Origin of the sequence: Streptomyces sp. NPDC006872 (genome assembly GCF_040635845.1) — a bacterium.
Lineage (GTDB): Bacteria > Actinomycetota > Actinomycetes > Streptomycetales > Streptomycetaceae > Streptomyces.
Window position 1 is genome coordinate 141,947 of sequence record NZ_JBEYIL010000021.1, and the last position, 12,618, is coordinate 154,564.

The window sequence follows — 12,618 nt, forward strand, 5'->3', positions numbered from 1 at the left end:
GGCAGGCACTGCGGCTTCTCGGTCAGTCGGAGGTCTCGGGCGACTCGGCCGGCTCAGAGTCGTCGACCAGCTCGAACTCATCGATGTCGTCCGTGGTGGCGGCCCAGCTGGCCAGCAGGTTCAGGGCGTCTTGAGAACGCGACGCGGGCTCGGCGGTGTAGGTGAGGAGGCTCTGGCCGGCGCCGCCCCCGAGGGGGAAGGTCTCGAAGGGCAGGTCGAGGTCGCCGACGACCGGGTGGTGGAGGCGCTTCATGCCGGTGGTGTGGATGCGGACGTCGTGGGCCGCCCAGCGGCGACGGAAGTCCTCGCTGCGGGTGGACAGTTCCCCGATCATGTCTGTCAGCCGCCGGTCGTAGGCATCGCGGCCGGCCTCGGCGCGCAGCATGGCGACCACGTCGTTCGCGACCTCGTCCCAGTCGCGGAAGAACTCCGGTGCGTGCGGGTCGAGGAAGACGAACCTTGCGTTGTTCGGCGGCCGTGCCGGGTCGGCGTAGACCAGTGAGAACAGCGCCCGCCCGAGGGCGTTGGCGGCCAGGATGTCCAAGCGTCCGCTGAGTACGAACGCGGGTGTGCCGGTCATCGAGTCGAGGACGCGCTGCACCGCGGGGCGTACGCGCTGCTGGGCCGGCCGGCGCCGCGGCGGACGGGTCGTGCCGGCGCCGCGCAGGAGGTCGAGCAGGTGGATTCGCTCGGCCTCGTCGAGCCGCAGCGCCTGCGCGATGCCGTCGATGACGCTCTCGGAGACGCCGGTGGCGTTGCCGCGCTCCAGCCGGGTGTAGTACTCGCTGGAGATGCCCGCGAGCAGGGCCACCTCCTCCCGGCGCAGTCCCTTGACCCGCCGACGGTCTCCCCCGTACGAGGGCAGTCCGGCCTGCTCAGGAGTGACCCTTGCCCGTCGCGTGCCCAGGAATTCCCGGATCTCCGCACGGAAATCGCCACGTATATCGCGATTGGTGTTGTAAGGGTCGTTTCTTCCTGCCATGTGCTCCACTCTACGAGCGCTTCCCGCCGGCTGGGGGTCCCTGTCAGTGACCCCCTCATCAGGGACTCCCACACTCGCCTGACAAGCGGTTCTGTTGGTGGTGCACCGCCCACGGCGGCGTGAATGGCCCGGACACGGCGGCGCTGCTGCAGCCGTATCCAGCCCCTCTGCGGCGCCGTCGGCCCTGCGATCGTCGGAATCAGAAGGATGAATCATGCGTCTTCACACCAAGCCGGCCGTCGTCGTCACGGCGCTGGGAGCGCTCGGCCTCGCGGCCTTCGGATCGGGTGCCGCGGACGCGGCCGGCACGGCCGGCGGCAACACCGGCTCCGGCTCGTCGTCTCGCGTCACGGCGGAGTCCGTCTCCTGGAACCGCGCAACCGCGCAGGCGAACAAGCGCGTCATGGCTCGCTTCACCAGTGAGTTCCTGCCCACCGGCGATCCCGCACTGGCGAAAAAGTTCATCAGCCCGGACATCGTCATGCACTTCGGCGGAACGACGCAGCAGGGCCGGGACACCTACCTCGGCATCGTCGCCGCGAACATAAAGGCCTTCCCCGACCTCAAGTGGACGGTGGAGGACATGCGGGCCGAGGGCGACACCGTGGCCATCCGCTACACCATGACCGGCACGCACGAGGGCCCCTTCGCCGGAGTCGAGGGCACGGGCAAGAAGATCCACGCCGAGAGCTTCGCGTTCTACCGGCTGTCCCACGGCAAGATCGTCGAGGAGCGCGCCCAGCTCGACATGCTCGGCATCCTCCGGCAGATGGGCGCCATCCCCGCCGCATAGCACGGAGCGCTGCACTTCGCCCGCCTCCGCCGCATCGGCGCCTACGCCGACGCGATGACCGACGCTCGCCGCGCCCCTCGGCTCGGTACGGGTCCCCCGTCGGCCCTACACCGCACATCCAGAGAACCAAAGAGAGAGACAGGACACCCCCATGGCAACGAAACTGACCGACACCGTCGCTCTCGTCACCGGCGCGAGCAGCGGCATCGGCGCCGCCACCGCCCGCCGACTCGCCGAGGACGGCGCCTCCGTCGCCCTCGTGGCCCGCCGCAAGGACCGTCTGACCGACCTGGCCGCCGAGATCGAGAAGGCAGGCGGCACCGCGCTGGTCGTGGAAGCGGACATCGCCGACCGCGCCCAGGCCGAAGCCGCCGTACAGCGGACCGTAGAGCACTTCGGACGCCTGGACACCCTGGTCAACAACGCCGGGCTGATGCTCCTGGGCCCCGTCGTCGGCGCGGACGCCGACGAATGGGAACGCATGATCGCCGTCAATGTCCAAGGCCTGCTCTACACCACCCGCGCCGCCCTCCCGCACCTGCTCAAGGCCGCCGAGGACGGGCCGCGCCGGGTCGCCGACATCGTCAACATCAGCTCCATCGCCGGCCGCGTCGCCTGGAACGGATACGGCGTCTACAACCTCACCAAGTTCGGCGTGAACGGCTTCACCGAGTCCCTGCGTCAGGAGGTCACCCAGCGGCACGTACGCGTCGGCGTCCTGGAGCCGGGCGGCGTGGACACCGAGCTCGGCTCGCACAACGACCACAAGCCCGAGGTCCGCGAAGCGATCGGCACCTTCTACGAGCAGACCGAGGTCCTCGCCCCCGACGACATCGCCGACGGTGTCGCCTACATGGTCACCCGCCCCCGCCACGCCTCCGTCGGCGAACTGTGGATCATGCCCACCGACCAGGCCTGACCCCGGCCGCCACCGTCCGTCCGGGCCTCCGGCGACGCCACAGCCACACATCACCACCACACCCGACTGAGCGCCGGGCTACGGCGCCCGAAAAAGGAACCCCTCATGAGCAAGGTCATTCTCGTCACCGGTGCCGGACGCGGTCTGGGCACGGACATCGCCCGCGAGGCCCTCGCCGCCGGCCACCAGGTCGTCGCCACCGGCCGCCGCCCCGAAGAGGTCGAGAAAACCCTCGGCGGGCCGCAGGACAACCTGCTGGTCACCAAGCTTGACGTCACCAGCCTCGAGGACGCCGAGGCCGCCGCGCAGGCCGCCGTCGACCGCTTCGGTCGCATCGACGTCCTGATCAACAACGCCGGCAATTTCTTCGCCGGCTACTTCGAGGAGATCACGCCCGCGCAGATGCGCCAGCAGATCGAGACCAACCTCTTCGGCCCGATGAACGTCACCCGCGCCGTCCTGCCCGTCCTGCGCAAGCAGCGCGCCGGGCACGTCATCACCCTCTCCTCCTCCGCCGGCGTCATCGGCCAGGAGTTCTGCGTCGCGTACGCCGCCTCCAAGTTCGGTGTGGAGGGCTGGATGGAGTCGCTGCGCTACGACGTCGAGCCGTACAACATCCACACCACGGTCGTGGAGCCCGGCTTCTTCCGCACCGAGCTCCTCGTGGACGCCTCCACCACCTGGCCCGAGCCGACCATCGCCGACTACGCCGAGCGCACCACCGCCACCATCGCGGCCTGGAAGAGCATGAACGGCCAGCAGACCGGCGACCCCGCCAAGCTCGCCCGCGCCCTGCTGACCATCGCCGACCAGGACAAGCCACTGCTGCGCTTCGTCGCCGGCGCCGACGCCATCGAAGGCGTCGAGGCCAAGGCCAGGGAACTCCTCGCCCAGGCAGAAGCCTCCCGCGAACTGGGCGGCGACCTGGGCTACGACAACGCAAGCGCCTGACCCGCCCGGAACCGGGCTTTGGGCTCACGCCGCAGCGAGGAGTCCGGGCCGCACGAGTGCGAGCCTTCGGACGACCGCAGCCCCCTGCCCCAGGGCGACGGTGACGGAATCATGGTCAACTGCTCCTCGCCGGCCGGGCTCCTGGGCATGCCGGAACGCGCGGCCTGTCACGCGCCCAAGCACGGCGTCATCGGCCTGACCAAGAGCGCCGCCGTCGAGTACGCCCCCCAAGGGGGTCAGGATCAACTCCGTGTACCCCGGGGTGATCGACACTCCCATGGCCGCGGGGCATGACCGAATGCCAGGCCGACTCCATGGCGGAGCTCATGGAAAAGCAGTCGATCGGAAGGCTGGGGCGCGCGGTCGAGGTCGCCGCAGCCGTTCTCTGGCTGTGCAGTCCGGGGGCCGGACTCGTGGTCGGTGTCGCTCTCCCCGTCGACGGCGGCTTCACCGCTCGCTGACCGACCGCCCTCCCCCACGCCGACGAACGACGCCGGACCACCACGTTTGACCGGCACCGCGCATCTCGGCAGGCCGACGGAATTCCGCATGTCCTGCCGCCCAACTGCCCCAGCAGCGAGGAATGCCAGGAGTTTGACACCAAGCGCTGCCGGCCTAACAGCGTCTAACACAATCGGGTGGATCAGTCCTGATGGCCGTGTCCGGGGCCGCAGCGACGTCACCCAGCTGATCCCTCTGCTCGATGCGATCCCGTGCTGCCTGATCACCCAGCAACAACTCGACTTATGGTGTTAGCCGTTGCTAGGGAATCCGGAACCTCGCGCATGTCGGCCCGCGCTGCGTGAGCGAGCCACACTCGTCCTGGGTTCCGTCGCCCGCGTTGAGGGCCATGATGCTGATGCCTGCGGCCTGTGGTGGAAGGGCCATCGGCATACTGACCCGCTGCTCGACCACGCCCTTGTCGTTGGGTCTGAGTTCACTCGAGTAGGCGTCGACCGACTCAACAACAGGATCGGACAGGTCGGCCCTGACAGCGTTTACAAACACCTCAATGCTGGCCCCCGTCTCGACGCCGTCAGCATGAATATCGAAACTCAATTTCAGATTGGACCGAGGGCCGTCGACTTTGATGTTGGTGATCGTCGGCCGCCCGTTTCCCCCAGCAGCCTTGGCCGCGCCGATAACCGCCACGCTCAGAGCCGCCATATAGAGGATCACCCCGAGAATGAGCACAACGGTCTCCCACAGGTTGCCCCGCCGTGTGGGGTGGACGAGCAGAGCCACAATGCTGCAGACGATGGCGAGGATGGCGCAGAGCGAGGCGACATAGATGGGCCACGAGTCGTTGTTGAGGGCGACGAACACGACGTCGCTGTTGAGGCCAAGCAGGGTCATGACGCCGGCAACGGCGACGAGGGCGCCAGCCAGGATCTTGGCGACGTCGTCCAGGCGCTTTCCGATCCTGGCCTGGATCTCCTCGTGCGTCGGGGCAGGTTCTTGTTCGCTGCCCCACTTCGGTACCCCGCTCATTGCGCTCCTCCTGGCCGCGGGCTCTGGGCGGTCAGCCGGTCGTCCGGCTGGCGTCCGGCCCTAGTGGAAGAGGCTAGGTTCGCGCGAGAACCTCAGCGACCCGGGGTTGGGCCGGACAGAGGAACCATTAGTAAAACAGGTCTCAGCTGGACACACTGATGCACCGGTTTCCCGTTCGGCCCGGGTGAGATCCATTTGACGCAGTAACGCGCCAATCACGCTGCGCTGCAAAAACCGACGCCAGTTGCAATAGAAACCTGGGCCGGCTTTCTCCAGGAAGTCATCGAGGCGAACGACAGAGCCCAACTGGCAGTCCGGCTCGTCTCGGCACACGCCACCGCAAAGACGCATTCGGAACAGATCATCGAGTTGAGTGATGTGCGCGAAGTTCTGCGACGTGTCGCGTCGTCACCGCAACTGCATGGCGATCCGCCCCTACGAGAGAAAATACCTCCTGATTTCTCGGCAGCAGCAACCGGATGAAGCGTACTTGGGCCACAGGATCAAGGATCTTGCTCAGATGGATTCGAGTCGACCGCCATTGATTCCAGTCGACCTGAAAGTGACCCTTCCTACCTGGAGGATGCTCGGAGATAAAACGGAATTCCCGCTTCTTTACGATTTCCGCAACAATTTCGAACATAGTCTGTTTCGAGTTTCGTACGATGCTGCCAAGCCGACGCTGGAACGTCATGCGGGGATCGACAGGGAAAACCGTGCGGAGATCCTTAAGGAAACTATGGGCGATTATCTCGCCCCGGGCCCGGAACAACGCCCCGGGCCGGCGGCTGCGCGAATGCCTGACCACCGGCGCCCGGGAGTTCGGGTGGAACCGGCGCAACCCCGCCCAGGCCAGGGCCAGGCTGGACGCCGACGGCACCGCGCTCGTCGAGGCCGCGACCAGCGACATGGGCCCGGGCGCCTACACATCCCAGACCACGGTGCCGACGCCCAGCGCGTGCTGGACGTCGTGCCCGGTGGAGTGGACGCCGTCTGGGAAGTGCCATGCTGCACGAGCGGATCGCGCCGGCGATCCGCGACAACGGCCGGATCGTGATCCTGCGTTTCTGGGACGGTGATCCCGGCCGCGGCATCGTCGTGTATCCCATGAACGTCCGCTCGCGGCGATCCAAGGAGCAAGGAGGCAGTCATCCCGTGCCGAGAGCTGCGCTTGAGTGCCGCGTACCTCATCTCTCACTGCCCCTTCCGCCTCTGCTCTCTTGCCAAGGGCTCGAGGTCGCTCACTCGTCCGGATGCGCTGAGTAGTGCGTCGGTGACGGGCGGCCGACAGGATGGAGGGGGCTCTGTCCCACGGGCGAGGGAGGGGTATGTATGGTCGACCTGCGGCGCATCGGGGCGAACCCGGATTTCTGGTATCCGGTCGCGCTGTCCGGGAGCGTGCGCAGCAAGCGGGTACTCGCGACCGCCTTCGCCGGAGAGCGCATCGCGCTCTACCGCGGGGAGAGCGGTGCCGTCCACGCGCTGGAGGACCGGTGTGCCCACCGGCAAGTGCCGCTGAGCATGGGGGCCGTGGAGGGCGAGACGCTGCGCTGCGGCTATCACGCGTGGGTCTATCGCGGCGACGGCCGCCTCTCGCAGATCCCGTACCTGTCCAAGGGCGATGGCCGGCCGCCGCGTGGCGTGCGCAGCTTTCCCGTCCGCGAGGCGTACGGCCTGGTGTTCGTTTTCCCGGGCGATGCGGAGAAGGCCGCGGTCACTCCCCTGCCCGACCTGCCGGCATACGGTTCGGCGGAGTACAAGACCATGACCTTCTCCCGGACCGTGCACTGCCACTACTCGTTCATGCACGAGAACCTGCTCGACATGAATCACCAGTTCCTCCACCGGGGCGTCGTCGGTAGGCTCCACCCCCAGTTGCTGGGATACCGGACAGGCCCGCGGTCGGTGGAGGCCCGATACCTGTTCACCCATGCCGGAGGTAAGCGGAACCGTGCAGCCGGCCTGCTGGCCGCGGAGAGGATCGGTGGCGGTGACTCCAGCGACGTCATGACCATCCGCACCGAATACCCGTACCAGACACTTGACCTCGTCCCGGAGGGCGCCGAGCGTCCGGCCTTCCGCCTCTGGGCCGCGTACGTGCCCGAGGACGCCGAGCAGCGCACATGTCACACCTATGGCCTACTCATGATCGAGAAGCCCGGGATTCCCGGGGCCTTGAATCTGGCGTGGCCGCTCATCAGGCGCTTCACCGAGCGGGTGTTCGCCGAGGACCGTATGGCCGTTGAGGCTGAGCAGCGGGCGTGGGAAGAGCAGGGTGAGGACCGCAATCATGAGGTCTTTCCCTTGATCCTGGGCGTCCGCGAGGTGCTGCGCGCCAACGGCGTCCCGCTCCGCCCCCGAGCTGCCGCGTGCGGTATCACCACCCAGGGCGGCCAGGCATCGGTACCCGGGCACCACGCCGCGGGACCGGCCACCCCCGACGGCCCGGATGCCTCCGCAGCGCCTCCTCCTGGGTGAACGGGAGTGACGTCCGGATGGCGGAGAACGAAACGACATGCCCTGCGACCGATGAGCCGCTCAGTCGAAGGAGGAAGGACCGGTAGGAACGAACGAGTTCGTCCTGGAACACGGCAAGGTATGCCTACAGGGTCACCAGGTCCTCGTGTCCCAGAAGGCGGGCGGCCATGTGGACGGGGAGTCCGCCGGTGACCGCCTCGGTCGCGATGGCCAGCGATGCGCTGCCGCTGGACTCCGCGCCCTGGCTGACACGGTCCCACTCCTGCATGGACTGCTCGATGAGGCGGTTGGCCTGCTCTCGGACGCCGTCCAGGAACTTGGCGTAGTGGCGGAAGAGGACGACCAACTGGTCCGCGCCGTCAACCAACTGACTGCGGAGAATCGCCAACTGCGCATTGCGCTGTCGCAACCCGGTTCCCCCATCAGGGCACTTCCAACCCAGCCACACCCGAGCCGAACGCCCTGACACCACTGTGCTGCCGGGAACAGGCACGAATTGAACTTTCGGCAGTGTCCGACGGCCCGTGATGTCCGTACCGTCGCATCCGTGGACAGCACAATGATCAACGGTGTGAGCGTGCCCGGGACGGCTGCTTCTCGGCGGGCTCTTGATCCGGGGAACCTTCTGACAGCGGCCGCGGCGATGGCGGCGGGTCTGAGCGTGGTGAACCTGTGGTGGGCTGTCCCAACTGTGGTCGCCGCGTTCCTGGCGGGACGACGGCCCGGACGGACCCGTCCGACGGTGCTCGCGCTGGTCGCGATTCTCTCGGCCGGCGTGGTGGCACTGTCCATCGTGCCTGCCTGGCTCCCACTGGGGAGCCGGTTTGTGGCGGTGGTGGTGGTCGCCACGATGCTGCCCTGGTTCGCAGGCCGGTTCTGGCGGAAGTACCGAGAACTCGTCCGGGCCGGCTGGGAGCGTGCCGAGTAACTGGAGCGCGAGCAGCGGCTGGTCGCCGACCAGGCCCGGCTGCGCGAGCGGGTCCGTATCGCTCAGGACATGCATGACGTACTCGGCCATGACCTCAGCTTGATCGCGCTGTCGGCTGGCGCCCTGAAACTCGCGCCCGGCCTTGAAGAACACCTCCGAAGGGCCGCAGGGGACATCAGAGCCAGAGCAGCGGCCGCGGTGGAGCGTCTGGGAGAGGTGACCGGTCTCCTGCGCGAGGAGACCGAAGGCGCGCCGATGCCGCAGTCCGGCTCCAGTCTCGCGCGTCTGACCGCCGAGGCGTCCGCGTCCGGGCTCGTGGTCGAGCTGCACATCGACGGCGACATGGACGGCCTCTCGCCGGTGGTTGAGCGGGCCGCTCACCGCGTTGTGCAGGAAGCGCTGACCAACGCCAAGCACGCGCCCGGCGCGAAGGCGACCGTGCACGTGACGCATACGGCCATAGAAACAAAGGTGGTGGTGGAGAACAGCCCGCCGCCATTCGCCGCCGCTGTCCGTCCGCCGGGCGGGGGGCGTGGCCTCATCGGCCTCGACGAACGGGTGCGGGTGGCCGGCGGCTCTTTCGAGCACGGCCCGTGCGATGGGGGCTTCGCGGTCGTCGCACGAATTCCGCACACTCCCCCGTCACAGCTCCCCCCGCCCACCATCCCCGCGGCCTCCCCGGGCGGCGAGCTGCCGACAGAACACCGCCACGCCCGGCGCCGTGTCCGACAGGCCCTGGTCACCGCGGTCATGCTGCCCCTGTTAACAGGCGCGTTGCTGGGCGGAGCGCTCATGGGGTGGGAGATGCTGTCAGCATCACAGTCGGTCCTGGAGCCGGGCGACTATGCCCGCCTGCGAGTAGGGCAGGATCGCTCCGAAGTGGAACGTCTCCTGCCCGACCACCAGACGAGCCACCGACCGCTGGATCCGGAACCGAGAGGACACGGCACAACGTGCCAGTACTACGCGATGACGGCCGACCGCTCCGGAGATGCCTACCAGCTCTGCTTCCGGGACAACATGCTGGTGTCCCTGGACGCCCTCACCCCATGAGCGTCCGATGATCCGCGTGCTGGTCGCCGACGATGAAGCAATGATCCGCGCAGGAGTGCGCGCCGTTCTTTCCACAGACCCGGCCATCGACGTCGTCGCCGAGGCCGTCGACGGGCACGACGCCGTGGAACTGGTTCGGCGCCACCGCCCCGAGGTGGCCATACTCGATATCCGCATGCCAGGGATCAACGGCATCGAGGCAGCGGCCGAAATCCGCAGCACAGTGCCGGGCACAGGCATCATCATGCTGACGACATCCGGTGAGGACGACTACATCCTCCAGGCACTCGGCGGCGGCGCAGCCGGCTTCCTGATCAAGTCGGGCGAACCCGAGGAACTGATCACAGGGGTCCGTGCGGTGGCCGAGGGCGCCGCCTACCTGTCACCGAAAGTCGCGGCCCGAGTCGTCGCGCACCTTGCGGCGACCGGCGCGGGCGCCCTGGCCAGTCGGCGCTCCACCGCCCGTGACCGAGTCCACGCCCTCACCGCCCGGGAACGGAAAGTACTGGCCTTCCCCAGCAGCGGGCTGTCCAACGGGCAGATCGCCCGACGACTGCATGTGGTGGAGGGAACGGTCAAAAAGCGCATGTGAGTTCCATCCTGAGACGTCTGGGCGTGGACAACCGGGCTGCCGCTGCGGTCGTGGCTCACGAGGCCGGAATCGTTCCTCCGCCAGTGCCTCCCCAACCGTAACGCCGCCCGCTGAGCAATGGGCATGAACACGAGCAACACAGCCGTCACCACTGCGCCGCCGAGCATCGCCCCGGCCAGCACATCGTGCGGGTAGTGCACCCCTACCAGGACACGCAACAGCGCCGCCGCCCCGGCCAGCGGCAGCGTGACCGCGGCAAGGCGTGGCCACAACATGGCCAGGCCGACAGCCAGTCCGGCGGCCAAGGTGGCGTGATTGCTCGGGAACGACCAGTCCCCTGCGCCGGGGCATTCGGCAATCGCGTCGGTCCCGGCGCGCAGCGCACGGCAAGGCCGCTCCTGGTCCACCGCCAGCTTCACCGCTTCGCTGATTGCATGGGCCGCCATGGTGCCGACGCCGGTCAACACGGTTCCGGCAACCCCGCGTGTGTCCGCGCGGCGGATGCCGGCCCACCACATCCATGCCAGCAACACCCCGAGGATCACCAGAGTGCCCTCGGTGGCTACTTCCAGGATGGGGCCCAGCCACGACGGCGCGTCCGCCATCGTCCCGGTCACCGAACGGTACGCAGACGCCGAGGCTCCGCCTGTGACCTCGACCGCGTCGGCCTCGCCCAGCCCACCTGGGGAAAGCCAGGCGACTACACCCGCTGCAGCACACAGCAGCCCCACTGCGGTTAATGACCGGCCGGCCCAGCTTTTCTCTCGCTGTTCTCGTTCCATGGATCCGAACGTAGAAGTGCGAACAGCCCAGAACCCGAGCCGATCGGCAACGCCGGATCTTGACGATCGTCAGGGTTGACGGTTCGTGATTGATGCCTGCGGTCGCGCTCACCGGAACTTGTGGATTTTGGGCTCACCTTGGTTGGACCGCCTTCCGCCGTCCGTCGCTCAGGAAGACTCAACACGCAGCACTTGACAGGGAACGCATCTGGTCCGACGACACCACCCACGCGATCCACGAATCCCAGACCGTGCGCATCCAGCGGGAGCACGACGGCCACCCCCGCGACACCGCCTGGACTGTGGCCGCCTATGAGACGCCCGTCTCCGAGCGCATGTGGCACCTCACCGCCACCGGAACAACACCCGCCCCCATGCTCCAGACCCTGCTGACCCATCGCGCAGACGGTGACGGCTGGGACACCGCCCTCGGCAGCCCCATCACCGACAAGACGGTCACCGCCGCCACTAGACCCCTCACGGACGCCGGTTGGACGCATACCGTCGACGGGCAAGGGAATCCGGTGGATGAATCCCTCCGAGGACGCGGGAGTTCAGTTCGACGCCTTCGCCGCCCAGAACCCCAACAGCTCCCTCGATACCTCGCCGAGGAACTCGCCCACGGAACCGGCACCCGAAAGACCAACCCCCACCAAGCCGTCTGGAACACCAGCAGGATCAAAACCTCGCCCCAGCCCGCAGCGCCACCTCGCACGCCTCCGATCAGCCTTCAGCGCCGGCACCAGGCCGCGCCCGCTAAGGGTGTTGCACAAGGCTCTGAGCTGGGCATCTCCTTTGTATGGCCGGGGTCTTACGTGCTGAGCGGGTGTGGGTGGAGACGTTCACGGGGCTGCGGATGCCGCAGTTTTCGGGTCTGTTGAAGGTGGTGCGGGAGCGGGGTGGCAACGGCACGCTGCGGGGCCGGCCGTGGTCGTTGCCGTTGGCCGAGCGGGTGCTGATGGTTGCGGTGTACTACCGCACGAACCTGACGATGCGGCAGTTGGGTCCGCTGTTCGGCGTCTCCTCCTCCACGGTCTGCGGTGTCATCCAGCGCTTGGTCCGCTGCTGGCGCTTGAGCCCGTCTCTCGCACTGCCGATGCGGCGGACCGGTTGTGGATCGTGGACGGCACGCTGGTCCCGGTCCGCGACCGGAACGTCGGCTCATCGTCACGCAACTATCGATTCTCGGCGAACGTGCAGGTCATCGTCGATGCCGACACCCGCCTTGTGATCGCCGCCGCCCACCCGGTGCCGGGCACCACCGCGGACGCGCACGCCTGGCGGGCCTCCGGTTTGGCCGAACACTGCCAGGGCGTGACCGTCCTGGGCGACGGCGCCTACCTCAACTGCGGGATGGTCGTGCCGCACCGCAAACGGCCTCACCGGCCCCTGCTGCCGGGCGAGGAGGACGACAACGCCGCCCACCGCAAGGTGCGTGCGCGCGTGGAGCATGTGATCGGCCGGATGAAGAACTACAAGATCCTCCGCGACTGCCGGCAGCGCGGCGACGGCCTCCACCATGCGGTCCAGGCCGTCGCTCACATGCACAACCTCGCCCTCGCATCATGACTACAAGACCGCGATCACAGGCCCTGACCTGCCCGAACATGGCCTTGTGCAACACCCTTTAAAGGCAATGCCGTTGCCTT

The 12,618-nt window shown here is 67.8% G+C and carries 13 protein-coding genes and 3 pseudogenes; 11 read left to right on the forward strand and 5 right to left on the reverse strand.

Annotated features, from left to right (window positions below):
- Positions 1 to 22: 22 nt before the first annotated feature.
- The gene (locus tag ABZ725_RS43215; protein ID WP_358807844.1) at positions 23 to 982 is read right to left on the reverse strand and encodes a helix-turn-helix transcriptional regulator; all 960 of its coding nucleotides are present in this window, start codon (positions 980 to 982) and stop codon (positions 23 to 25) included.
- A 214-nt stretch (positions 983 to 1,196) separates the two neighbouring features.
- On the opposite strand from ABZ725_RS43215, the gene ABZ725_RS43220 reads away from it, so the two are divergent.
- The 5 genes from ABZ725_RS43220 (at position 1,197) to ABZ725_RS43240 (ending at position 4,106) form a co-directional block, all read left to right on the forward strand.
- Positions 1,197 to 1,775 (forward strand): ester cyclase, encoded by a 579-nt coding sequence (locus ABZ725_RS43220; RefSeq protein ID WP_358807845.1) that lies wholly within the window; start codon positions 1,197 to 1,199, stop codon positions 1,773 to 1,775.
- Between the two features lie 151 nt (positions 1,776 to 1,926).
- Positions 1,927 to 2,694 (forward strand): SDR family NAD(P)-dependent oxidoreductase, encoded by a 768-nt coding sequence (locus ABZ725_RS43225; RefSeq protein WP_358807846.1) that lies wholly within the window; start codon positions 1,927 to 1,929, stop codon positions 2,692 to 2,694.
- A gap of 105 nt (positions 2,695 to 2,799) precedes the next feature.
- Complete coding sequence (locus ABZ725_RS43230) at positions 2,800 to 3,645, forward strand: SDR family oxidoreductase (protein ID WP_358807847.1); 846 nt, start codon at positions 2,800 to 2,802, stop codon at positions 3,643 to 3,645.
- Between the two features lie 147 nt (positions 3,646 to 3,792).
- Positions 3,793 to 3,939 carry a hypothetical protein gene (locus ABZ725_RS43235; protein WP_358807901.1) on the forward strand — a complete coding sequence of 49 codons (147 nt, stop codon included), beginning with the start codon at positions 3,793 to 3,795 and terminating at the stop codon, positions 3,937 to 3,939.
- Positions 3,936 to 4,106 (forward strand): SDR family oxidoreductase, encoded by a 171-nt coding sequence (locus ABZ725_RS43240; protein ID WP_358807848.1) that lies wholly within the window; start codon positions 3,936 to 3,938, stop codon positions 4,104 to 4,106. Before ABZ725_RS43235 ends, ABZ725_RS43240 begins: the two co-directional genes overlap by 4 nt.
- Positions 4,107 to 4,407: 301 nt before the next feature.
- On the opposite strand, the gene ABZ725_RS43245 is transcribed toward ABZ725_RS43240, so the two are convergent.
- Positions 4,408 to 5,136, reverse strand: coding sequence for a hypothetical protein (locus ABZ725_RS43245; protein ID WP_358807849.1), 729 nt, complete (start codon positions 5,134 to 5,136; stop codon positions 4,408 to 4,410).
- 361 nt (positions 5,137 to 5,497) lie between these two features.
- Positions 5,498 to 6,046 (reverse strand): hypothetical protein, encoded by a 549-nt coding sequence (locus ABZ725_RS43250; RefSeq protein ID WP_358807908.1) that lies wholly within the window; start codon positions 6,044 to 6,046, stop codon positions 5,498 to 5,500.
- A 422-nt stretch (positions 6,047 to 6,468) separates the two neighbouring features.
- Between ABZ725_RS43250 and ABZ725_RS43255 the strand changes: the two genes are divergently transcribed.
- On the forward strand, positions 6,469 to 7,614 hold the full coding sequence (locus ABZ725_RS43255; protein ID WP_358807850.1) for an aromatic ring-hydroxylating dioxygenase subunit alpha: 1,146 nt from the start codon (positions 6,469 to 6,471) through the stop codon (positions 7,612 to 7,614).
- Positions 7,615 to 7,738: 124 nt separating this feature from the next.
- Here ABZ725_RS43255 and ABZ725_RS43260 read toward each other — a convergent pair whose 3' ends face one another.
- Positions 7,739 to 8,023, reverse strand: coding sequence for a hypothetical protein (locus ABZ725_RS43260; RefSeq protein ID WP_358807851.1), 285 nt, complete (start codon positions 8,021 to 8,023; stop codon positions 7,739 to 7,741).
- Between the two features lie 138 nt (positions 8,024 to 8,161).
- On the opposite strand from ABZ725_RS43260, the gene ABZ725_RS43265 reads away from it, so the two are divergent.
- The 3 genes and pseudogenes from ABZ725_RS43265 (at position 8,162) to ABZ725_RS43275 (ending at position 10,288) form a co-directional block, all read left to right on the forward strand.
- Positions 8,162 to 8,542, forward strand: coding sequence for a hypothetical protein (locus ABZ725_RS43265; protein ID WP_358807852.1), 381 nt, complete (start codon positions 8,162 to 8,164; stop codon positions 8,540 to 8,542).
- A gap of 57 nt (positions 8,543 to 8,599) precedes the next feature.
- A complete protein-coding gene (locus tag ABZ725_RS43270) occupies positions 8,600 to 9,595 on the forward strand; it encodes a histidine kinase (protein ID WP_358807902.1) in 996 nt (331 codons plus the stop codon).
- Between the two features lie 7 nt (positions 9,596 to 9,602).
- Positions 9,603 to 10,288, forward strand: a pseudogene (locus tag ABZ725_RS43275) (response regulator transcription factor).
- Between the two features lie 87 nt (positions 10,289 to 10,375).
- On the opposite strand, the pseudogene ABZ725_RS43280 reads toward ABZ725_RS43275, so the two are convergent.
- Positions 10,376 to 10,969, reverse strand: a pseudogene (locus ABZ725_RS43280) (phosphatase PAP2 family protein); the annotation flags it as partial.
- Positions 10,970 to 11,061: 92 nt separating this feature from the next.
- On the opposite strand from ABZ725_RS43280, the gene ABZ725_RS43285 reads away from it, so the two are divergent.
- Together ABZ725_RS43285 and ABZ725_RS43290 are read left to right on the forward strand one after the other, a co-directional pair.
- Positions 11,062 to 11,850: a DUF317 domain-containing protein gene (locus ABZ725_RS43285; RefSeq protein ID WP_358807853.1), complete on the forward strand. Its 789-nt coding sequence runs from the start codon at positions 11,062 to 11,064 to the stop codon at positions 11,848 to 11,850.
- A pseudogene (locus ABZ725_RS43290) lies at positions 11,769 to 12,538 on the forward strand (transposase family protein). Before ABZ725_RS43285 ends, ABZ725_RS43290 begins: the two are co-directional and overlap by 82 nt.
- Positions 12,539 to 12,618 lie beyond the last annotated feature (80 nt).

Coding starts and splice junctions, on each gene's coding strand:
- ABZ725_RS43220 (WP_358807845.1), top strand. CDS start 1,197: ATGCGTCTTCACACCAAGCCGGCCGTCGTCGTCACGGCGCTGGGAGCG.
- ABZ725_RS43245 (WP_358807849.1), bottom strand. CDS start 5,136: ATGAGCGGGGTACCGAAGTGGGGCAGCGAACAAGAACCTGCCCCGACG.
- ABZ725_RS43225 (WP_358807846.1), top strand. CDS start 1,927: ATGGCAACGAAACTGACCGACACCGTCGCTCTCGTCACCGGCGCGAGC.
- ABZ725_RS43285 (WP_358807853.1), top strand. CDS start 11,062: ATGCCTGCGGTCGCGCTCACCGGAACTTGTGGATTTTGGGCTCACCTT.
- ABZ725_RS43240 (WP_358807848.1), top strand. CDS start 3,936: ATGACCGAATGCCAGGCCGACTCCATGGCGGAGCTCATGGAAAAGCAG.
- ABZ725_RS43235 (WP_358807901.1), top strand. CDS start 3,793: ATGCCGGAACGCGCGGCCTGTCACGCGCCCAAGCACGGCGTCATCGGC.
- ABZ725_RS43255 (WP_358807850.1), top strand. CDS start 6,469: ATGGTCGACCTGCGGCGCATCGGGGCGAACCCGGATTTCTGGTATCCG.
- ABZ725_RS43230 (WP_358807847.1), top strand. CDS start 2,800: ATGAGCAAGGTCATTCTCGTCACCGGTGCCGGACGCGGTCTGGGCACG.
- ABZ725_RS43215 (WP_358807844.1), bottom strand. CDS start 982: ATGGCAGGAAGAAACGACCCTTACAACACCAATCGCGATATACGTGGC.
- ABZ725_RS43250 (WP_358807908.1), bottom strand. CDS start 6,046: ATGTCGCTGGTCGCGGCCTCGACGAGCGCGGTGCCGTCGGCGTCCAGC.